Source organism: Kangiella geojedonensis, from assembly GCF_000981765.1.
GTDB lineage: Bacteria > Pseudomonadota > Gammaproteobacteria > Enterobacterales > Kangiellaceae > Kangiella > Kangiella geojedonensis.
The window spans coordinates 2,138,137-2,159,675 of record NZ_CP010975.1 but is presented as its reverse complement, the minus strand read 5'-3'; the positions used below and the strand labels follow the sequence as shown (position 1 = coordinate 2,159,675).

Sequence of the window (21,539 nt, the reverse complement as noted above, 5' to 3'; positions counted from 1 at the left end):
TGAGGCCTTTTTTATCTATAAAGATTAAGACTTTGGTTTGCGTTTTTTGGCTTTCGGCTTACCCTTGTCTTTGTCCTTTGCCTTAGGTTTACCTTTTCCACCTTCCTGCTTACCAATTGGTGCGAGTTGCATTGGCTTACCCGCAACGCGTGCTTTAGCGAGAATAGATTGAACTTCTTTTGGCATACCTGCTGGAAGATCAACCGTTGTGAATTCGTCAAATAAGTCGATTCGTCCGATGTATTCACTGTCGATATCGGCTTCATTGGCAATAGCACCAACAATGCTACCAACTTTCACATCGTGGTTTCGACCTAGCTCAATACGGTAACGCTCCATTTCGACATCAGGATGATCGGCCAATGGTTGCGCTTGTGCAGAAAAAGTATTTTCGCGACGTGGACGATCTTTGCTATTACGATCGCGTTTGCGATCTCTGCGGTCATCGCGACGGTCGTCACGATCACGACTCTCACGTTCTTTGCGAGGTCGTTCTTTTAATAGTAACTCGTCACCAGCAGCCATTTTCGCTAATGCGGCGGCAAGCTGTGGCCAGTCTTGGTCATTGTCTTTGACATATTTTTCGACTAAATCTGTATAGAATTGTAAGTCTTGGCTTGCCAAAGTTTCTGTAATGGTAGTAGCGAAACGTTCGACACGAGTTTCATTAATCGCGTCGATAGTTGGCATATGCATTTCTTCGATTGGTTGGTTTGTCGCACGCTCAATAGCTTTCAACATGCGTTTCTCGCGGTGAGAGACAAACAAAATAGCATGACCTTCACGCCCCGCACGACCTGTACGACCAATACGGTGTACGTAAGATTCTGTGTCGTAAGGAATGTCATAGTTGATAACGTGACTAATACGTTCTACATCAAGTCCACGAGCCGCGACGTCTGTGGCTAACAGAACATCAATTTTTCCGCGCTTTAGTTTATCGACAATTTTCTCACGGGTGTTTTGCGGAATATCGCCATTGAGTGCATCAGCTCTGAAACCTCGAGCATTCAACTTCTCGGCTAATTCCATGGTCGCCGTTTTAGTGCGTACAAAGATAATCATGCCGTCGAAAGTTTCAGTTTCGAGAATTCGGGTTAAAGCGTCTAGCTTGTGTAGTCCACTAACGAACCAGTATCTCTGACTAATGGTTTTCGCCGTTGATGTTTTGGTTTCAATTTTAATGTGCTCAGGATTGCTCAAGTATTTTTGAGCAACCTTCTTAATTTGGTTTGGCATGGTCGCAGAGAACAACGCAATTTGACGCTGATCGGGAGTATGTCCCAAAATCCATTCAACGTCGTCAATGAATCCCATGCGCAACATTTCATCGGCTTCATCAAGTACTAAAGCTTTTAAGGAATCAAGCTTAAGGGTGCCACGTCGAATATGATCCATGACTCGGCCAGGCGTTCCGACTACAACCTGAGCGCCACGTTTAAGTTGACGAAGCTGGGTGTCATAACGTTGACCGCCGTAAATTGGCAGAATAGTGAACTGTTCCATGTGCTTAGCATAAGTTTGGCAGGCTTCGGCAACTTGCAGTGCAAGCTCACGAGTAGGTGCCAATACCAAAACTTGAGTAGTTCTGTCTTTTGGATCAATTCTGGATAAGAGAGGCAAAGCAAAAGCTGCCGTTTTACCAGTACCGGTTTGTGCTTGACCAATAATGTCTCGCCCAGTTAAAAGGACGGGGATACTGGCTTGTTGAATTGGAGATGGTTGCTCGTAACCGACTTCTTGAATAGCTTTCAATACCGCAGGCGCGAGTTCCAGTTGATCAAAACTGGTTGTAGAATCTTTAGATGTCATCAGATGTACCTTATTAATGCATGATGAGCGGAATGCTCAACGAAGCTTCGGTCAACTGATAAACCCAACTAAAACCACAACTTAGTGCACAGATAGGAAAGGAAGTGCATGTGACCACTGCTTCGAGTCGGCGACATTATACGCACAAAAATCAATCAGCGTTAGCATTATTAGTAAAACTTTTGCTGAATATGGTATAAAGTAGCTAAAAAGCTTGGTATTTCAATAAACTACACATAAAAGGAAATAATATGAGATTGTTAGTTTTAGGGATTTTGTTGCTGTTGGTAAGCGCTTGCTGGGAGCAAGATGAAGTTATTTCTATTGAAAATAATGGGCACATGAAATGGTTAGTTATCGCTAAACCAGATTGGGAGATTAGTTCAGTAGAAGGTGTTAAGGATGATTTAGAAAGATATGTATCGCAAATGCGTGAAGCTGGCTGGTCGATACAAGCGAAAAGTGGAGTCGCAAAAGATCAGGATGTCATCGTTGGTCTCAGTGGTAGCTTACAAAAAGTAGCAAAAAAGACTGACTTTTATAAAATTTATTCGGTTAATCAAGCGTCAGTAAAAATAGAATTTCTATGCCCGATAATTGATGATTTACGTTTACACCGCTTTATTAAGATTAAAGATAGTAGCCGTGCCGCAATTAAGTGTGGTGATGGTGTGCAAAGCTTCCGATTTTAGTTGTTGAAGTAGCTAGCTTTTGCAAGTGAACATATATAACGCGGGGTATTATAACTCCCCCGCGTTATTTGATTGATAGCGTTATTTTTTATAGATTTTACCGTCTTTCATCACGAACGAGACGTTCTGTAGAAGTGTTATATCCTCGATAGGGTTTCCCTCAACCGCAATGATATCGGCTAGTTTGCCTTCTGCAATAACACCAATCTTGTCATTTTTTAGTAGCTCCGCCGTTGTGACCGTCGCGCTTTGGATTGCCTCCATCGCTGGCATGCCAGCCTCTACCATGTATTGAAACTCTTTAGCGTTATCGCCATGTGCTGACACGCCACTATCAGTTCCAAAAGCGATTTTGACGCCATAATCATAGGCTTTCGCAAAGGTGTTTTGAATTTGAGGGCCAACTGCTCGAGCCTTGGGACGAACTATCTCTGGGAAAAAACCATCAATTTCTGCTTTCTCGGCCACAAATTTACCGGCGATAATGGTTGGAACATAATAGGTACCATTCTTCTTCATAGCCTTCATAACATCTTTCGACATGTAGGTACCATGTTCAATACTGGTGATGCCTGCATTGACAGCTCTTAACATGCCTTCATCACCGTGGGCATGGGCCGCTACATGCATACCATAATCATTGGCTGTTTGGATGACTGAACGGAGCTCTTCTTCAGTGAACTGTGGGTTCTGGCCACTTTTGGCCAAACTTAAAACGCCGCCGGTCGCGGTAATTTTAATGAAGTCTGCGCCTTCTTTGTAACGTTGACGCACGGCTTTACGAGCATCTTCCGCACTGTTGACTACACCTTCTTTTGGACCTGGATCGCCCATCAGATCAGCATTAGTGCCATTGGTTGGATCCGCATGGCCACCTGTAGTCGCAAGCGATTTACCTGCTGAATAAATACGAGGACCTTGAATTAATCCTTGGTTGATAGCATTGCGCAAGGAGATGGTGACGTTATAAGAGTCGCCCGGGTTTCTAACGGTGGTAAAGCCCGCCATTAAGGTTTTCATGCCAAAGTCTTGAGCCCTGTAGGCTAAGTCTGCGGGGTTTAAGGTAAAACCATCAATATAGGACTTAGGGTTCATTTCACCATCAAGGTGGACGTGCATATCCATTAAACCCGGAAGGCAGGTTTTAGCGCTTAAATCGACCAGCTCAACGCCTGATGGGCGCTCAGTGGTAACGCTAGTGATGGTGTTGTTATCAATACGAATGTAGCGCTGGTCTAGTGTGTCACCTTCAGCGGTATCAATGACGTTACCACAGTGTAGCCAAGTCGTTTGTTGTTGTTCGGCAGACGCGAAAGCGAAGTTGGATGCGGTGATCAATCCAAGAGCTGATGCTAGCGTCACCAGCTTTAATGGTGAGGGGAATGTCATAAATGCCTCTTATACGTTGTTATCATGGTTAGCATAATCTAACCGTTATCGCCATGACTGGCAAATGTTCGGGCCACCATTTTTATGGTTCTGGTTGAAGGAGTATGAGCAGGCAATTGCTTGAAACCAAATAGTAATTCGAAGCACTTCTGATACAATGCCGAACAGTCGTATACGTTCTAGGATTTTAGCCATATGGCACAACCACTTACCGCTCTTAACACATTTGGTGTAGAGGCCACTTGTGATAATTTGTTCCGCTTTACGTCTGAGCAAGATATCCAAGACTGGCTAGCGGGCATGCCAATAGCTCCCGAGAAGTTCTTTGTATTGGGAGGGGGTAGTAATTTGCTATTGTTAGGACATATACCTCTGACTTTTTTAAAAGCAGATATCACCGGCATCACCTACGAAAAAAGTGGGGCCCAAGTGTTGGTAACGGCGGGTGCTGGGGTTAACTGGCATGACTTAGTGCTGGACTCGCTAGAGCAGGGCTATTCAGGCTTAGAGAATCTATCATTAATACCTGGTAACGTCGGTGCGGCCCCTATTCAAAATATCGGCGCTTATGGTGTGGAGCTTGAGCAATTATTTGTCTCGCTTAATGCGATAGATTTGTATAGCGGAGAAAAAGTTGTTTTTGAGCATAAGGATTGTGAGTTTGGTTATCGTGATAGCGTGTTCAAAAATCGCTGCAAAGGGCAGTACCTCATCACCTCAGTGACGTTAAAACTGAATATCAACCCAAAGTTAGTACTTACCTACGGCCCTTTAAAGGCTTTATCCGACAATACCGACAACCTTTCTGCGAAGAAGGTTAGTGATGAAGTGATTCGTATCCGGCAGAGCAAACTGCCGAATCCTGAAACACTTGGTAACGCAGGCTCGTTTTTTAAGAATCCAGTGATAACTAACCACCAATACAACCAACTGAAAAGTGACTACCCAGAGTTAGTGGCTTATGCTGTGGATGACTCGCATATGAAACTGGCGGCTGGCTGGTTAATTGACCAATGCGGCCTTAAAGGCTATCGACAAGGTGATGCAGGAGTACACCAGCAGCAGGCCTTGGTCATGGTTAATCATGGCAATGCCTCCGGTCGTGAGCTCCTAGAATTGGCGGCACATGTGCGCGATACGGTTTTGGAGCGTTTTGATGTGCAGCTTGAGCCAGAAGTGTGGATTATAGGTGAGCAGGACATATTTACACAGAGTAAGTAACTTATGGCATCTCAAAAAGAACAACAGCTGATTGAAATTATCCGAGTCTTGTCCAAAGGTGGATTCTACTCTGGCCAAGCCATTGCCGATACCTTAGACGTTAGTAGGGCTTATGTGTGGAAGCTAATTCAGCAGCTGCAAGAGCTGGGGTTAGGGATCGAGTCTGTGACAGGGCGAGGGTATTGCTTACAGTTCCCCGTTGAGTTACTCGATGAAGAACGTTTAAAGCAATCATTGTCGCTGAATGAATTGGAAGTGCGGTTAATCACCGACTCGACCAACGAAGCCCTGAAAAGTGAAGGTTTTGCACACAACAAGTTAGTGGTCGCTGAATACCAATCCGCTGGCCGTGGCCGTCGTGGGCGACAGTGGGTGTCGCCGATAGCGAGTAACTTATATTTGTCGCTAGGGTGGAAAACTCAGTTACCCGTTCAACAGTTAGGTGGATTGAGTTTGGTGGTTGGTTTAGCCATCGTCAACGCCTTGAAGCAACTGGGTGTCAAGGATGTTGAGGTCAAGTGGCCAAACGATATCCGCTATCAGGGCCGTAAGCTAGGTGGCATATTAGTCGAGCTTTCTGGCGATATGGTTGGAGGCTTGAATGTCATTATTGGCGTTGGCCTGAATGTCCACATGGCAAGTGTGGCGGCTGACTCTATCGACCAAGACTGGATAAATCTGCAAGAGTTAAAGCCTGATATTAGCCGTCAAGCGGTTTTGATTAACGTCATCAAACAACTTCAGTCGCACTTAGAGCAGTTTTCTTCGGAAGGCTTTGAGTCTTTTCAAGCAGACTGGAGGCAAGTTGATGAGTGCTTTAATAAGAAGGTGTCGATTTTGCAAGGTGATGACGTCATAAATGGCGTCGGCGCTGGCGTTGACACCAATGGTGCTTTTTTATTGCAAACGGGTAAAGGGATAAAGCCGGTCTATGCCGGTGAAGTTAGTTTGCGCTTCAGAGAAGGAGATTAGAAGGTGTATCTACTGTTAGATTTAGGGAACAGCCGATGTAAGTACCTACTGTCTGATGCGCTTCCAGTTGTTGTGGTCCAAAGCTCCGAAGAAAACGAGTTAGGTTCGTGGGATAACCAATCCTTTAACCAAGACTTCTGGGAGAGGCAGCTTCAAAGGTTTCAATCAAAGAAGCTGAGCAAGGTTTTCGTCAGCAGTGTTGCTGGCAAAGAAAGGAAGGAGTGGTTGGAAGCAATGTGCCAGCAGGTACTTGGCTTAACGCCACTTTTTGCAGAATCTACCGACACTTATGTCTCCGAAAAGCTCCGCCGACTCAGTAATAGTTACGACAGCCCCATGGCGTTAGGCGTTGATCGCTGGCTGGCTATGGTGGGGGCATTTGAGCTCTGCGACACTGAGTTTGTGGTGATAGATGCGGGTACTGCAATTACGACTGACTGGGTAAGTGTTGCTGGACAGCACCAAGGTGGCCATATTGTTGCTGGAGGTCGTATGTTGCAACAGAGCCTCTTAGGAGGGACTGGTGGTATTGCCTGGAGCGCAAGCCATGATGGTGAATTAAAAGGAGAGAGCTTTGGCGTCAACACCTCAGCAGCTGTGGCTCTAGGCGCTGAAACCATGATCAAAGGCTACTGCGGTCAGCTGATGAAAGATATTGCGGATCAAGCAGAGACGAAAGCGGTAAAACTGTTTGTTACGGGTGGCGATGGCGATTTCATCGTAACTTGTTTGCAAGAGGCTATGAAAGAAAGGCAGCTTGAATACTCAATAAGTTATCAGCCTCATTTAGTTCTTAAGGGATTAAGTTATTGGTTTTCGTTGAATAATTAAACAATTTGGCTCTATATCGGAAAAAAATACCGAGATCACTAAAAAAAGTTAAAAAAAGCATTGCCAAAGCTAAATCAGATCGCTAAAATTCCGCCCACTTAACGACATAGCCAAAAGGCTAGTAAGAAAACGTCAATAAGTAACGCCGACTTAGCTCAGTAGGTAGAGCAACTGACTTGTAATCAGTAGGTCGCCAGTTCGATTCCGGCAGTCGGCACCATTATTTAAAGGGTTGCAATAGCAGCCCTTTTTAAATGCAAGCCATAGTGATTATCAGAGTTCTTGATTAAGGTTCTTTGCTAAGATAAATGCTTGCATTTTCTCCAGCAAATTGGCATCATGCGCGCTCGCTTTGAGCAACGATGATGTTCAAATCTTGGAGGGGTTCCCGAGCGGCCAAAGGGATCAGACTGTAAATCTGACGCGAAAGCTTCGGAGGTTCGAATCCTCCCCCCTCCACCAAATTTCTTCATCCTGCCTCAAACTCTAAGTCATTGAAAAATGAAGAAGAGTGGCTGGATGAAAGCTTGGTTTGCAATGTACGTTAATCAGGCTAATATCGTTCTTGGTGCGTGCGTAAACTTACTGTAGTTTACTCGGTAGCATTATAGAGACACGGTAATCAGTTGAGCGCGGGTATAGTTCAACGGTAGAACCTCAGCCTTCCAAGCTGATGATGCGGGTTCGATTCCCGCTACCCGCTCCAAATTGCCGATATAGCTCAGTAGGTAGAGCACTCCCTTGGTAAGGGAGAGGTCAGCAGTTCAAATCTGCTTATCGGCACCAGGCTTTGTCGTTCTTGCGAGCTTGAGTCCTTGGGCTTCGCAAATATGGCAAAATTTAGGGTGCGAGGGTGCTAGTACGCTGTATCTTTGACGTACAACCCGGTGACACCCGTTTTAATATTGGAACTTAAAACGCGGAAATTCCGGGAGGCTTAAAATGGCTAAAGAGAAATTTGAACGTAATAAGCCGCACGTAAACGTAGGCACGATTGGTCACGTAGACCATGGTAAAACTACTTTGACGGCGGCGATTTGTACAGTATTGGCAAAAGTATACGGTGGTGCTGCACAAGCATTCGCAGACATTGACAATGCTCCAGAAGAGCGTGAGCGTGGTATTACTATTGCGACGTCACACGTTGAATATGAAACACCTTCACGTCACTACGCACACGTAGACTGCCCAGGCCACGCTGATTATGTGAAAAACATGATTACTGGTGCTGCACAGATGGACGGTGCTATCTTAGTATGTTCAGCAGCAGACGGCCCAATGCCACAAACACGTGAGCACATCTTGTTATCACGTCAGGTAGGTGTACCGAAGATTGTTGTATTCTTGAACAAATGCGACATGGTAGACGACGAAGAGTTACTAGAGTTGGTAGAGATGGAAGTGCGTGAACTTCTAGATCAATACGAATTCCCAGGTGACGACACGCCAATCATCCGTGGTTCAGCGTTGAAAGCTTTGGAAGGCGAAGAAGGTCCTTTAGGTCAAGATGCAATCGTAGCACTAGGCGAAGCATTAGATACTTACATCCCAGAGCCAGAGCGTGCGGTAGACAAGCCATTCTTGTTACCGATTGAAGACGTCTTCTCAATTTCAGGTCGTGGTACAGTAGTAACAGGCCGTGTAGAGAGTGGTGTTGTAAAAGTTGGTGAAGAGATTGAAATCGTTGGTATCAAAGATACGACGAAGACAACAGTTACGGGCGTAGAGATGTTCCGTAAGTTGCTTGACCAAGGTGAAGCTGGCGACAACGTAGGTGTTTTATTACGTGGTACAAAGCGTGATGAAGTAGAGCGTGGTCAAGTATTGGCTCACACAGGTACGATTAATCCACACACACGTTTCGAAGCAGAAGTGTACGTATTGTCGAAAGATGAAGGTGGTCGTCACACGCCATTCTTCAAAGGCTACCGTCCACAGTTCTACTTCCGTACAACAGACGTAACGGGTGCTTGTGAGTTACCGGAAGGCGTAGAGATGGTTATGCCTGGCGATAACATCAAGATGGACGTTACTTTGATTGCACCGATTGCGATGGACGAAGGTTTACGCTTCGCGATTCGTGAAGGCGGCCGTACTGTAGGTGCGGGTGTTGTTTCTAAGATCCACGAGTAATCTTAAAGACAGCAGCTGAAAAGCTATCAAAAGGGGTCGCATTTGCGGCCCTTTTTTATGAAAGCCCTAGAATTTAATTTTAGGCCGTAGAACATAAACATTTTGACATGAAGTTTATGAGCTAACATACCGTTTTTTATACAGTTTCTCTGCAAAAGACTTTCTTTGCATAAATTGCCAAGAAATAATTGCAATTCGAATGAGACATTGTATAATTCACGGCCTTATTTTAGACAATCAGTTTAAAGGCCAGTAGTTCAATTGGTAGAGCGTCGGTCTCCAAAACCGAAAGTTGGGGGTTCGAGTCCCTCCTGGCCTGCCACTTCTTTCCTAGTAAGGCATTTTCAAGGTATAGAAGACGTCGGAAGTAAGTTAAGTGGCTGTTGATAAAGGTTTATTCCATGAGTGCACAAGCAAATACAGAACCATCAAAACTTGATTCTTTGAAATGGATCGCTGCATTCGCCATTTTATTTGGTGGCATTTATGCATTTAACATCCTAGTTGAAGAGTCTATCTTGGTTCGCGCTGGTATTGTTATTGCTTCGGTAGTAATTGCTATCGCAGTAGCTATGATGACTGCTAAAGGTAAAGCGCTATGGCAGTTTGTGAAAGGCGCTCGTACTGAATTGCGCAAAGTTATTTGGCCAAAAACCAATGAGACAACCCGTATGACTATCGTGGTGATTATCATGATTATCATTCTTGGTGCTTTCTTGTGGTTGTTGGACTGGTTGATTAATAGCTTTATAATACAGCCAATCTTAGGTTAGGAGACGTCTCATGGCATTACGCTGGTACGTAGTTCAGGCCTTTTCAGGCTATGAAAACAAAGTCAAAAACTTGCTTCAGGAGCGCATTGAGCTAGCTGGTCTGCAAGAAAGCTTTGGTGAAGTGCTAGTTCCGACAGAAGAAGTCGTTGAAATGCGAGCGGGACAAAAGCGTAAAAGTGAGCGCAAGTTCTTCCCGGGTTATGTTCTTGTCGAAATGGACATGAATGAAGAAACTTGGCAGGTGGTTCGCAATACGCCACGCGTTATGGGCTTTATTGGTGGAACATCTGATCGTCCGGCGCCTATCTCCAAGAAAGAAGCTGATGCTATCTTAAACCGTCTTGAAGACGGTGGTGATAAGCCAAAACCAAAAGTATTATTTGAAGCTGGTGAAATGGTTCGCGTTACAGACGGTCCATTTGCTGACTTTAACGGTGTCGTAGAGTCGGTGAACTACGAGAAAAGCCGTTTGCAGGTGTCTGTGTCTATCTTTGGACGCTCAACTCCTGTAGAATTGGAATTCAGTCAAGTCGAAAAAGGCTAGACGGTAAATTTAAACATAAAGCGATCTCTGTTTGGTCTACTTCAAGGTAGCCAAGTCTGGGGAGCGCTTTTTTGTCTTTGCAAAACGGGGAGCTAGCGATAGCGTTTGTACCCATATTGAGGTGAAACATGGCTAAGAAAGTCGAAGCTTATATCAAGCTACAAGTTGGTGCCGGAATGGCAAACCCAAGTCCACCAGTTGGTCCTGCTCTAGGTCAGCATGGTGTGAACATCATGGAATTCTGTAAAGCATTTAACGCTGAAACAGACAAGGTTGAAAAAGGCCTTCCAATTCCAGTTGTTATCACAGTTTATAACGATCGTAGTTTCACGTTCGTTACTAAAACTCCTCCAGCAGCAGTATTAATCCTTAAAGCGATTGGTGTTAAGTCTGGTAGTGGTACGCCGAACACTAAGAAAGTGGGCAAAATCACTCGTGAGCAATTAGAAGAAATTGCCAAGACTAAAGAACCTGATTTGACAGCGGCTGATATGGACGCTGCGGTTCGTACAATTGCTGGTACAGCGCGCTCTATGGGCGTTGACGCGGAGATTTAAGACGATGGCTAAGTTAAGTAAACGTATTCGCGCTATTAACGAGAAAGTTGGTGAGCGTACATTACTTCCTGCATCAGAAGCGATTACTTTGTTAAAAGACGTTTCTAGCGTGAAGTTTGATGAGAGCTTAGAAGTAGCAGTAAACCTTGGTATTGATCCTCGTAAATCTGACCAAGTGGTTCGTGGCGCTACAGTTCTTCCTAACGGTACTGGTAAAGACGTTCGCGTTGCAGTATTCACAACAAACGCTGACGCTGCTAAAGAAGCTGGCGCTGACGTTGTTGGTATGGAAGAACTTGCTGAAGAAGTTAAAAAAAGCAACATGGACTTTGACGTAGTAATCGCTAGCCCAGACGCAATGCGTGTGGTTGGTCAGCTAGGTCAAATCTTAGGCCCTAAAGGTCTTATGCCAAACCCTAAAGTGGGTACGGTAACTCCAGACGTTGCAACGGCAGTTAAAAATGCTAAAGCTGGTCAGGTGCAATACCGTGCAGACAAGAACGGCATCGTTCACGCTGCGATTGGTAAAATTAGCTTTGGTGCAGAGCAATTAGAAGAAAACTTAACATCGCTTCTTTTAGCTCTGAAAAAAGCTAAACCAGCTTCGTCAAAAGGTACTTACTTGAAGAAGATCTCTCTTTCTTCAACCATGGGTCCTGGTTTGACTTTAGATAAGTCTTCTATATCACTAAAAGACTAATCGATTCTGTTTAAGCAGGGACTGGCTTAAACATACTTGGAGTGAGCAAGTGTTTACTTCAATAACAAGGCTTTGGGTTTCCTGGGTTTTAAAAGCAATTCAGGGAACCGTCAAAGACCGTAGGTACTGGCGAATCGTCAGCTTATGCTTCTGCTTAGGCAGAAGGTGTAAGGACAACGATGAGTTGGTTTAATCCAGCTGACTTTATGGATGTAAAGACAGTAAGCCTACGCAGACGGTGAGACCTGATGAAACTTTTATAGTGGAATCGTTCACCGTGACTCAAAGGATAAGGCTTGCCTTATCAAAACTGTAACTCAAGCCAAGCTTCGGCAAGGTTTGAAACAATCGGAGGTGAACTAGTGGCACTTGGACTAGAAGGCAAAAAGGCTATTGTTACTGAGGTAAACGAAGTAGCAAAAACAGCCCTTTCAGCCGTTATTGCTGAGTACCGCGGTTTAACAGTAGAGCAGATGACTGCGCTTCGCGTGAAAGCACGTGAAAGCAACGTTTATGTACGTGTTGTTCGTAACACGTTAGCTCGTCGCGCTGTTGAAGATACAGAGTTCGCTTGTATGCAAGATGCATTAACTGGTCCTCTAGTTTATGCATTCTCTATCGACGCACCTGGTGCGGCTGCACGTCTTTTCAAAGACTTCGCAAAAGAGAATGACTTACTAGAAGTAACTGGTTTGTCAATTGCTGGTGAAATGCACGGTCCTGAGCGTCTAGACGCTATCGCTGCACTACCAACAAGAGACGAAGCACTTGCGTCGCTGATGAGCGTGATGATTGCACCTATTACGAAACTTGCTCGTACTTTCAACGAAGTACCAAGCAAAGTTACTCGTGCGGTGGCAGCTGTTCGCGATCAGAAGCAAGAAGCAGCTTAATATTTTCACTACGAATACTGTTAGATCGTAGTTTAAATTTTTTATTTATTTTTGAATTAAATACCCAGGAGACTGAAAATGGCTCTATCTAAAGATGATATCTTAAACGCTATTGCTGAAATGAGCGTAATGGACGTTGTTGAACTTGTTGAAGCAATGGAAGAAAAATTCGGCGTATCAGCAGCTGCAGCAGTTGCAGTAGCTGGTCCTGCAGCAGGCGGCGAAGCAGCTGCAGCTGAGCAGACTGAATTTGACGTAGTAATGAAAAGCTTCGGCGGTAACAAAGTAGCTGTAATTAAAGCTATCCGCGGCATCACTGGTCTTGGCTTGAAAGAAGCTAAAGACATGGTTGAAGGCGCTCCTGTTGCTGTTAAAGAAGGCGTTGAGAAAGACGAAGCTGAAGACGTTAAGAAGCAATTGGAAGAAGCTGGCGCTGAAGTTGAAATCAAGTAATAAGCAGTTATTGCTTGGTGTCAATTAACGACAGCAAAAGATCCAAAATGGCTGGTGACAATGTCACCGGCCTTTTTGCCGTTAAAAAACGGTACGTGGCGTAAGCCACTTTTTTGTCTCAAAAGAGACAAAACTAAAACGAGTTAAAGTTAGCGAGCCGAGGAACCCAAATGGCATATTCTTACACTGAGAAAAAACGAATCCGTAAGGATTTTGGTCGACGTTCAAAGATTCTCGATGTGCCTTATCTGTTGGCAATTCAATTGGATTCATACCGTGAATTCCTTGAGCCAAAAGGCGATAATGATTCTGGTTTGGACTCTGCGTTCAAATCAATCTTCCCTATCGAAAGCTATTCAGGTAATGCAGCTCTTGAGTACGTAAGTTACTCAATGGGAGAGCCAGTATTCAACGTTAAGGAATGTCAGATCCGTGGCATTACTTACTCTGCGCCATTGCGCGTAAAAATTCGCTTAGTTATCTATGATAAAGATTCTAAGACGAAAAAAGTTAAAGATATCCGTGAACAAGAAGTGTTCATGGGTGAGTTACCTTTGATGACAGGAAACGGTACTTTTGTTATCAACGGTACTGAGCGTGTTATCGTTTCTCAGTTACACCGTAGCCCAGGTGTTTTCTTCGACTCTGATCGTGGTAAAACGCATAGCTCCGGTAAACTATTGTATCAAGCTCGTGTGATTCCTTACCGTGGTTCATGGTTGGATTTCGAGTTCGATCCAAAAGATATGCTATACGTGCGAATCGACCGTCGCCGTAAATTACCAGCATCAATTATCTTGCGAGCACTTGAGTATTCTACGCAAGACATGCTGGATATGTTCTTCGAGCGTAACAACTTCTACATCACTAAAGATGGTGGCATCCAGCTTGAGCTAGTGCCGTCTCGTTTACGTGGTGAAACTGCAACCTTTGATATTAAAGCGAAGAGCAAAGTTGTGGTGGAAGAAGGCCGTCGTATTACGCCTCGTCACATTCAACAGTTAGAGAAAGCTGGTACGAAAAAACTAGATGTTCCGACTGAGTACATCTTAGGCCGTGCCCTTGCTACTGATATTATTGATAAAGATTCTGGTGAAGTAATTGCTGAAGCTAACGCAGAAATTACTGAGGAATTATTAGAGTCATTAATTGAAGCAAAAGTTACGGATGTTCCTACACTTTATACGAATGACTTGGACCATGGCCCTTACATGTCAGATACATTACGTATTGACCCAAGTAAGAGTGCGCTTGAAGCTAAAGTTGAAATCTACCGCATGATGCGTCCTGGTGAACCACCAACGCAAGAAGCGGCAGAAGGTTTGTTTGAAAACCTATTCTTCAATCAAGAACGTTATGACTTATCTCGCGTTGGACGTATGAAGTTCAACCGTCGTGTTGGTCGTGACGAGATTGAAGGTGAAGGTACGCTATCTAACCAAGATATCATTGATGTCATGAAAACATTGATCGATATTCGTAATGGTAATGGCACAGTTGATGATATTGACCACTTAGGTAACCGTCGGATTCGTTGCGTAGGTGAAATGGCTGAGAATCAATTCCGTGTTGGTTTGGTACGTGTTGAGCGTGCGGTAAAAGAACGTCTTTCACAAGCTGAAAGCGAAAACTTAATGCCACAAGATTTGATCAACGCTAAGCCTGTATCAGCAGCGGTTAAAGAGTTCTTTGGCTCAAGTCAGTTATCACAGTTCATGGACCAGAATAACCCGTTGTCAGAAATTACGCACAAGCGTCGTGTTTCTGCATTAGGCCCTGGTGGTTTGACGCGTGAGCGTGCAGGCTTTGAGGTTCGAGACGTACACCCAACTCACTATGGTCGTGTATGTCCGATTGAGACCCCAGAAGGTCCAAACATTGGTTTGATCAACTCGTTAGCGTGTTATGCACGTACTAACGAATATGGTTTCTTAGAGACACCTTACCGTCGAGTTAAAGATGGTAAGCCAACGGCAGATGTTGATTACCTATCAGCAATCGATGAAGGCAAGTTCATCATTGCACAGGCAAACGCAAACTTGAATAAAGACGGTACTTTCAGTGATGAATTAGTGCCTTCACGTAACATGGGCGAGTTCATGTTAGCGACACCTGATCAAGTTGAGTATATGGATGTCTCGCCACAGCAGATCGTATCGGTTGCGGCAAGTATGATTCCATTCCTTGAGCACGATGATGCGAACCGTGCATTGATGGGCTCCAACATGCAACGTCAGGCTGTTCCAACATTACGTGCTGAAAAGCCGTTAGTTGGTACCGGTATGGAGCGTGCTGTTGCCGTGGACTCAGGTGTAGTTGTAGCTGCTAAGCGTGGTGGTGTTGTAGACCAAGTTGATGCAAGCCGTGTGGTTATCCGTGTTCATGAAGATGAAGTGGGTGATAACGATTCTGGCGTAGATATTTACAACTTCACAAAATACACGCGTTCGAACCAGAACACTTGTATTAACCAACGACCTATCGTTAAACAAGGCGACATCATTGAGCGTGGCGATGTATTGGCTGACGGCCCTTCAACTGACTTAGGTGAGTTGGCGTTAGGTCAAAACATGCGTGTCGCATTCATGCCTTGGAATGGTTACAACTTTGAGGATTCGATCCTTATTTCTGAAAACGTGGTACAAGAAGATCGCTTCACTAGTATCCACATTCAGGAGCTAACCTGTATTTCTCGTGACACTAAGTTAGGCCCTGAAGAAATTACTTCAGATATTCCTAACGTGGGCGAAAGTGCACTAAGCAAACTTGACGAGTCAGGTATTGTTTATATCGGCGCAGAAGTGAAGCCGGGTGACATCTTAGTCGGTAAGGTAACGCCTAAAGGTGAAACTCAATTGACTCCGGAAGAAAAGCTTCTGAGAGCAATCTTCGGTGAGAAGGCTTCTGATGTTAAAGATACATCTTTACGCGTTGGCACTTCGACGCACGGAACGGTAATTGACGTACAAGTCTTTACTCGTGATGGTGTTGAGAAAGATGCTCGTGCTAAAGAAATTGAAAACAGTGAAGTGGCGCGTGCTAAGAAAGACATTAATGATGAGTTTCGTATTTTGGCGGAAAGCATCTATCAGCGTGCTCGCAACTTAATTACAGGTTGTGTTGCTGAGAAAGGCCCTAACAAGTTGAAAAAAGGCAGTAAAGTAACTGTTGATTACTTAGACGAATTAGAGCCAAAGCAATACTTAGACATTCAGTTGCGTGTTGAAGAAAAACAACAGGCGCTTGAGAATCTAGCGAACTACTTAGCTGAACAACGCAAAGAGTACGACAAGAAATTTGATATCCAGAAAATAAAAATCACTCAAGGTGATGATTTACAACCTGGTGTACAAAAAATTGTTAAGGTTTACCTAGCGGTTAAACGTCGTATTCAACCAGGAGATAAGATGGCCGGTCGTCACGGTAACAAGGGTGTTATTTCAAACATCGTTCCTGTGGAAGACATGCCATATGATGATCAAGGTGTACCAGTAGACATCGTGTTGAACCCTCTGGGTGTACCATCACGTATGAACATTGGTCAGGTTCTTGAAACGCACCTTGGTTGGGCGGCAAAAGGCGTTGGTGAAAAAATCGGTGAGCTATTAGACACTGGTAAAGCACCGAAAACAGTTAAAACGTTCTTGAATAAAGTTTATAACCACCGCGATGACAAAACTGTTGATTTATCAGAAATGACTGATGATGAAGTGATGAACATGGCTGGTAACTTACGTAACGGTGTGCCAATGGCAACGCCAGTATTCGATGGCGCAGCAGAAACAGACATTCATGCAATGTTTGATTTAGCTGAGTTACCGAAATCGGGCCAAACCTGGTTATACGACGGTCGTACCGGTGATAAGTTCGAACGTCCTGTGACGGTGGGTTACATGTACATGCTGAAACTGAACCACTTAGTTGACGACAAGATGCACGCCCGTTCTACTGGCTCGTACAGTCTTGTAACGCAACAGCCTCTGGGCGGTAAAGCTCAGTTCGGTGGTCAGCGTTTCGGTGAGATGGAAGTTTGGGCACTTGAAGCTTATGGCGCAGCTTACACGCTTCAAGAAATGCTTACGGTTAAATCGGATGACGTTAACGGTCGTACGCGCATGTACAAAAACATCGTTGATGGTAATCACCAGATGGAGCCAGGCATGCCAGAATCGTTCAATGTATTGACTAAAGAGATCAAATCTCTAGCGATCAACATTGAACTTGAGCATGACGAGTAAGGCATAGGCCTATATAAAGAACTCCATCGCCTCGGAGTGACGCTTAAGCAACACTCCGAGGCCTTTAGGATAAGGTTTTAACTCCAGCAGGAGAACGATTGTGAAAGACTTATTAAATTTAGTTAAGCAGCAGAGTCAGTCCGAAGAGTTTGATGCAATCCGAATTGGATTAGCATCACCGGATCAAATCCGCTCGTGGTCTTACGGCGAAGTTAAAAAGCCTGAGACCATTAACTATCGTACCTTTAAACCAGAGCGTGACGGTTTATTCTGTGCCAAAATTTTTGGTCCAGTAAAAGACTACGAATGTTTATGTGGTAAATATAAGCGTTTGAAGCACCGCGGTATTATCTGTGAAAAGTGTGGTGTAGAAGTTACTTTGACTAAAGTACGTCGTGAGCGTATGGGTCACATTGACCTAGCATGTCCAGTGGCGCACATCTGGTTCTTAAAATCACTGCCAAGCCGTATTGGTATGTTGATGGATATGACACTACGCGATATTGAGCGTGTGTTGTATTTTGAAGCATTCGTGGTTACTGACCCAGGCATGACAACTCTTGAGACTGGCCAGCTATTAAGCGAAGAAGGCTATCTTGACGCGTTGGAAGAGTTTGGTGATGACTTTGAAGCGAAGATGGGTGCGGAAGCGGTAAGTGAACTTCTTGACCATATCGATCTAAAAGAAGAAGCGCACCGTATTCGTGAAGAAGAAATTCCATCAACGAATTCTGAGACAAAACTTAAGAAATTAAGCAAACGTCTAAAACTACTAGAAGCTTTCCTTGAGTCGGGTAACGATCCTCAATGGATGATCATGAAGGTATTGCCAGTTCTTCCACCAGATTTGCGTCCGTTAGTACCGCTAGATGGTGGTCGTTTCGCAACATCGGATTTGAACGATTTATACCGTCGTGTAATTAACCGTAACAACCGTTTAAAGCGTTTATTAGATCTTAACGCTCCTGACATCATCGTTCGTAACGAAAAGCGTATGTTGCAGGAGTCTGTTGATGCGCTACTTGATAACGGTCGTCGTGGTCGTGCCATCACAGGCTCTAACAAGCGTCCATTGAAATCTTTGGCAGACATGATCAAAGGTAAGCAAGGTCGTTTCCGTCAGAACCTTCTTGGTAAGCGTGTTGACTACTCGGGTCGTTCGGTGATCGTTGTTGGTCCAACATTAAAATTACACCAGTGTGGTCTTCCGAAGAAGATGGCATTGGAGCTATTTAAGCCATTCATCTACAGCAAGCTTGAACTTCGTGGTCTAGCGACAACGATTAAAGCCGCTAAGAAAATGGTTGAGCGTGAAGAACCTATTGTTTGGGATATCCTAGAAGAAGTGATTCGTGAGCATCCGGTACTATTAAACCGTGCACCAACACTTCACCGTTTGGGTATCCAGGCGTTTGAGCCTGTACTGATTGAAGGTAAAGCGATTCAGCTTCACCCATTAGTTTGTACAGCCTACAACGCTGACTTTGATGGTGACCAAATGGCGGTCCACGTTCCTTTAACTATCGAAGCTCAGTTAGAGTCTCGTGCGTTAATGATGTCAACAAACAACATTCTTTCGCCTGCAAACGGTGAGCCAATTATCGTTCCTACTCAGGACGTGGTACTTGGTTTGTACTACTTAACACGTGACCGTGTTAATGCGAAAGGTGAAGGCATGGTCTTCGTTGATGCTGACGAAGTACAGCGTGCTTATGCAAACGGCGCTGTCGATTTGCACGCAAGAGTTAAAGTACGTCTACCAATGGTTCATTTCGATGAAGAAGGTAACCGTACAGAGTCATTAGACTTGGTGGAAACAACAGTGGGTCGCTCACTTCTTTGGGGCATCGTTCCTGAAGGTATTAGCTTCGACCTAGTGAACCAAGCAATGACGAAAAAAGCAATCTCGCGCATGGTCAACACGTGTTACCGTGAGCGTGGCCTTAAAGCGACTGTTATTTTTGCTGACCAATTAATGTATACCGGCTTCTCGTATGCGACTCGTTCAGGTACTTCGGTAGGTATCGAAGACATGGCGATTCCAGACGTTAAAGCAGGCATCATTGAATCAGCAGAAGCAGAAGTTGCTGAGATTCAAGACCAGTTTAACTCTGGTTTAGTTACTCAGGGCGAGCGTTATAACAAGGTTGTTGATATCTGGTCGCATACCAATGAAAAAGTTGCGAAAGCGATGATGGATCATATTGGTACAGACGATATTGAGAACAGCGACGGTGAAGTCGTATCCCAACCATCGTTTAACTCGATCTTTATGATGGCGGACTCAGGCGCTCGTGGTAGTGCTGCACAGATTCGTCAGCTAGCGGGTATGCGTGGTTTGATGGCGAAACCGGATGGCTCGATTATTGAAATGCCGATTACAGCGAACTTCCGTGAAGGTCTGGACGTATCGCAGTACTTTATTTCGACGCACGGTGCGCGTAAAGGTTTGGCCGATACCGCATTGAAAACAGCAAACTCGGGTTACTTAACTCGTCGTTTGGTGGATGTTGCACAAGATATGGTTATTACTACCGAAGACTGTGGCACTGAAAATGGTCTATACATGACGCCGCTGATTGAAGGTGGTGACGTTGTAGAACCTTTACGTGAGCGAGTTCTTGGTCGTGTTGTTGCTGAGCATGTTTATGTTCCTGGTAGCGACGACATTCTTGCTGAAGCAGGTACACTACTTGACGAGAAGTGGGTAGATATCCTTGAGCAGAACTCTGTTGATGAAGTAAAAGTTCGCTCGGTTATTACTTGTGAAACCCGTAACGGTGTTTGTGCTGCGTGTTATGGTCGTGATTTGGCTCGTGGTCATATTATCAACCATGGTGAGTCTGTTGGTGTTATCGCTGCTCAGTCTATTGGTGAGCCGGGTACACAGCTTACAATGCGTACGTTCCACATTGGTGGTGCGGCATCTCGTGCATCTGCAGATAACAATGTACAGATCAAAAACGACGGTACACTTCGTCTGAAAAATGCGAAAACGGTTGACCGTAAAGATGGTAAACAAGTTATCGTATCGCGTTCATCAGAGTTAAATGTTGTTGATGAGTTTGGTCGTGAGCGTGAGCGTTATAAGCTTCCTTACGGTGCTGTATTAGCGAAGAAAGAAGGTGAAGAAGCGAAAGGTGGCGACATCGTTGCTAACTGGGATCCGCACACGCACCCAATTATTACCGAGCTAGACGGTAAGATTCAATTTGTTGACATGGTTGAAGGTGTCAACATCGAGCGTCAAACGGATGAATTAACCGGTTTAAGCTCAATTGTTATTACTGAGAACAAGCAACGTTCAGGTAGTAAATCTTCTGACGTTAAACCAGCGATTAAGTTGTTAGACGCAAAAGGTAAAGAGTTGTGTATTCCGGGTACGGATATGCCAGCAGTTTACTTCTTGCCAGCCAACGCTATCGTAAGTTTGGAAGATGGTTCTGACGTAAGTATTGGTGATGCGATTGCTCGTATTCCTCAAGAAAGCTCGAAGACAAAAGATATTACGGGTGGTCTACCTCGAGTAGCCGACCTGTTCGAAGCTCGTAAACCTAAAGAGCCAGCAATTCTTGCTGAAATTTCGGGTACTGTAAGCTTTGGTAAAGAAACTAAAGGTAAGCGTCGTCTAGTGATAACTCCTCATGACAACGGTGATACCTATGAAGAATTGATTCCTAAATGGCGTCAGCTGAACATCTTTGAAGGTGAGAAAGTTGAGAAGGGTGAGGTTGTGTCTGACGGTGCAGATAATCCACACGACATTCTTCGTCTTAAAGGAATCACAGAACTTGCGCGTTACATCGTGAATGAAGTTCAAGAAGTTTATCGTCTCCAAGGTGTTGGAATTAACGATAAGCACATTGAAGTTGTTATTCGTCAGATGTTACGTAAGTGTATCGTAACTGAGCCAGGTGACTCTCGCTTCCTAAGAGGTGATCAAATGGAAGTCATTAGAGTGCTTGAAGCAAACGATAAGTTGATTGAAGAAGGTAAAGAACCAATCAAGTTCGAAAGAGTATTGATGGGTATTACTAAAGCTTCATTAGCAACTGAATCGTTTATCTCGGCGGCGTCATTCCAGGAAACGACTCGTGTCCTTACCGAAGCGGCTGTTAGCGGTAAGATGGATGACTTGAATGGCTTGAAAGAAAACGTGATTGTGGGACGTCTAATTCCAGCAGGTACTGGTTTGACATACCACGAAGAGCGTCGTCGCAAACGTGCTGCAGAACTACAAATTGAAGATGTTGTAGGTCCTTCAGCAGATGATGTTGAGCAAGCTCTTTCTGATGAGTTGAGCTCAATGGAAGATAGCGAGGCTTAAAGTG

15 protein-coding genes and 5 tRNA genes are annotated in these 21,539 nt (G+C 44.6%); 18 read left to right on the top strand and 2 right to left on the bottom strand.

What is annotated here, in order from left to right; translation table 11 throughout:
• Positions 1-24: 24 nt before the first annotated feature.
• A complete protein-coding gene (locus TQ33_RS09900) occupies positions 25-1,812 on the bottom strand; it encodes a DEAD/DEAH box helicase (RefSeq protein WP_046561903.1) in 1,788 nt (595 codons plus the stop codon).
• Between the two features lie 251 nt (positions 1,813-2,063).
• Between TQ33_RS09900 and TQ33_RS09895 the strand changes: the two genes are divergently transcribed.
• Positions 2,064-2,504, top strand: a complete 441-nt coding sequence (locus tag TQ33_RS09895; protein WP_046561902.1) for a hypothetical protein — start codon at positions 2,064-2,066, stop codon at positions 2,502-2,504.
• Between the two features lie 81 nt (positions 2,505-2,585).
• On the opposite strand, the gene TQ33_RS09890 is transcribed toward TQ33_RS09895, so the two are convergent.
• Positions 2,586-3,893: a metal-dependent hydrolase family protein gene (locus TQ33_RS09890; RefSeq protein WP_071841117.1), complete on the bottom strand. Its 1,308-nt coding sequence runs from the start codon at positions 3,891-3,893 to the stop codon at positions 2,586-2,588.
• A gap of 195 nt (positions 3,894-4,088) precedes the next feature.
• On the opposite strand from TQ33_RS09890, the gene murB reads away from it, so the two are divergent.
• From murB to rpoC, 17 genes are all read left to right on the top strand, one after another.
• On the top strand, positions 4,089-5,114 hold the full coding sequence (gene murB / locus TQ33_RS09885; RefSeq protein ID WP_046561901.1) for a UDP-N-acetylmuramate dehydrogenase: 1,026 nt from the start codon (positions 4,089-4,091) through the stop codon (positions 5,112-5,114).
• A 3-nt stretch (positions 5,115-5,117) separates the two neighbouring features.
• Entirely contained in the window at positions 5,118-6,086 is a 969-nt protein-coding gene (birA, locus tag TQ33_RS09880; protein ID WP_046561900.1) for a bifunctional biotin--[acetyl-CoA-carboxylase] ligase/biotin operon repressor BirA, read from the top strand.
• A 3-nt stretch (positions 6,087-6,089) separates the two neighbouring features.
• Positions 6,090-6,917: a type III pantothenate kinase gene (locus tag TQ33_RS11695; RefSeq protein WP_052735278.1), complete on the top strand. Its 828-nt coding sequence runs from the start codon at positions 6,090-6,092 to the stop codon at positions 6,915-6,917.
• Between the two features lie 144 nt (positions 6,918-7,061).
• Positions 7,062-7,137: transfer RNA gene (locus TQ33_RS09870), tRNA-Thr, on the top strand.
• A 158-nt stretch (positions 7,138-7,295) separates the two neighbouring features.
• A tRNA-Tyr gene (locus TQ33_RS09865) sits at positions 7,296-7,379 on the top strand.
• 170 nt (positions 7,380-7,549) lie between these two features.
• Positions 7,550-7,623: transfer RNA gene (locus tag TQ33_RS09860), tRNA-Gly, on the top strand.
• Positions 7,624-7,627: 4 nt separating this feature from the next.
• Positions 7,628-7,703: transfer RNA gene (locus TQ33_RS09855), tRNA-Thr, on the top strand.
• A gap of 156 nt (positions 7,704-7,859) precedes the next feature.
• Positions 7,860-9,050 (top strand): elongation factor Tu, encoded by a 1,191-nt coding sequence (tuf, locus tag TQ33_RS09850; RefSeq protein WP_046561889.1) that lies wholly within the window; start codon positions 7,860-7,862, stop codon positions 9,048-9,050.
• A 246-nt stretch (positions 9,051-9,296) separates the two neighbouring features.
• Positions 9,297-9,372: transfer RNA gene (locus TQ33_RS09845), tRNA-Trp, on the top strand.
• Positions 9,373-9,451: 79 nt separating this feature from the next.
• Positions 9,452-9,823: a preprotein translocase subunit SecE gene (gene secE / locus TQ33_RS09840; RefSeq protein WP_046561899.1), complete on the top strand. Its 372-nt coding sequence runs from the start codon at positions 9,452-9,454 to the stop codon at positions 9,821-9,823.
• A gap of 10 nt (positions 9,824-9,833) precedes the next feature.
• Positions 9,834-10,367, top strand: a complete 534-nt coding sequence (gene nusG / locus TQ33_RS09835; RefSeq protein ID WP_046561898.1) for a transcription termination/antitermination protein NusG — start codon at positions 9,834-9,836, stop codon at positions 10,365-10,367.
• A gap of 128 nt (positions 10,368-10,495) precedes the next feature.
• Positions 10,496-10,924, top strand: a complete 429-nt coding sequence (rplK, locus tag TQ33_RS09830) for a 50S ribosomal protein L11 (protein ID WP_046561897.1) — start codon at positions 10,496-10,498, stop codon at positions 10,922-10,924.
• A gap of 4 nt (positions 10,925-10,928) precedes the next feature.
• Positions 10,929-11,624: a 50S ribosomal protein L1 gene (gene rplA, locus TQ33_RS09825; protein ID WP_046561896.1), complete on the top strand. Its 696-nt coding sequence runs from the start codon at positions 10,929-10,931 to the stop codon at positions 11,622-11,624.
• Positions 11,625-11,986: 362 nt separating this feature from the next.
• Positions 11,987-12,517 (top strand): 50S ribosomal protein L10, encoded by a 531-nt coding sequence (rplJ, locus tag TQ33_RS09820; RefSeq protein ID WP_046562447.1) that lies wholly within the window; start codon positions 11,987-11,989, stop codon positions 12,515-12,517.
• 78 nt (positions 12,518-12,595) lie between these two features.
• The gene (gene rplL / locus TQ33_RS09815) at positions 12,596-12,970 is read left to right on the top strand and encodes a 50S ribosomal protein L7/L12 (protein WP_046561895.1); all 375 of its coding nucleotides are present in this window, start codon (positions 12,596-12,598) and stop codon (positions 12,968-12,970) included.
• Between the two features lie 170 nt (positions 12,971-13,140).
• Positions 13,141-17,208, top strand: a complete 4,068-nt coding sequence (gene rpoB, locus TQ33_RS09810; protein WP_046561894.1) for a DNA-directed RNA polymerase subunit beta — start codon at positions 13,141-13,143, stop codon at positions 17,206-17,208.
• A 100-nt stretch (positions 17,209-17,308) separates the two neighbouring features.
• Positions 17,309-21,535, top strand: a complete 4,227-nt coding sequence (rpoC, locus tag TQ33_RS09805; RefSeq protein WP_046561893.1) for a DNA-directed RNA polymerase subunit beta' — start codon at positions 17,309-17,311, stop codon at positions 21,533-21,535.
• Positions 21,536-21,539 lie beyond the last annotated feature (4 nt).

Bases quoted from the DNA above. Each gene is read 5' to 3' on its own strand.
- murB (WP_046561901.1), top strand. From the start codon at position 4,089: ATGGCACAACCACTTACCGCTCTTAACACATTTGGTGTAGAGGCCACT.
- tuf (WP_046561889.1), top strand. From the start codon at position 7,860: ATGGCTAAAGAGAAATTTGAACGTAATAAGCCGCACGTAAACGTAGGC.
- TQ33_RS09895 (WP_046561902.1), top strand. From the start codon at position 2,064: ATGAGATTGTTAGTTTTAGGGATTTTGTTGCTGTTGGTAAGCGCTTGC.
- rplK (WP_046561897.1), top strand. From the start codon at position 10,496: ATGGCTAAGAAAGTCGAAGCTTATATCAAGCTACAAGTTGGTGCCGGA.
- birA (WP_046561900.1), top strand. From the start codon at position 5,118: ATGGCATCTCAAAAAGAACAACAGCTGATTGAAATTATCCGAGTCTTG.
- secE (WP_046561899.1), top strand. From the start codon at position 9,452: ATGAGTGCACAAGCAAATACAGAACCATCAAAACTTGATTCTTTGAAA.
- rpoB (WP_046561894.1), top strand. From the start codon at position 13,141: ATGGCATATTCTTACACTGAGAAAAAACGAATCCGTAAGGATTTTGGT.
- nusG (WP_046561898.1), top strand. From the start codon at position 9,834: ATGGCATTACGCTGGTACGTAGTTCAGGCCTTTTCAGGCTATGAAAAC.
- rplL (WP_046561895.1), top strand. From the start codon at position 12,596: ATGGCTCTATCTAAAGATGATATCTTAAACGCTATTGCTGAAATGAGC.
- TQ33_RS09890 (WP_071841117.1), bottom strand. From the start codon at position 3,893: ATGACATTCCCCTCACCATTAAAGCTGGTGACGCTAGCATCAGCTCTT.
- rplA (WP_046561896.1), top strand. From the start codon at position 10,929: ATGGCTAAGTTAAGTAAACGTATTCGCGCTATTAACGAGAAAGTTGGT.
- TQ33_RS09900 (WP_046561903.1), bottom strand. From the start codon at position 1,812: ATGACATCTAAAGATTCTACAACCAGTTTTGATCAACTGGAACTCGCG.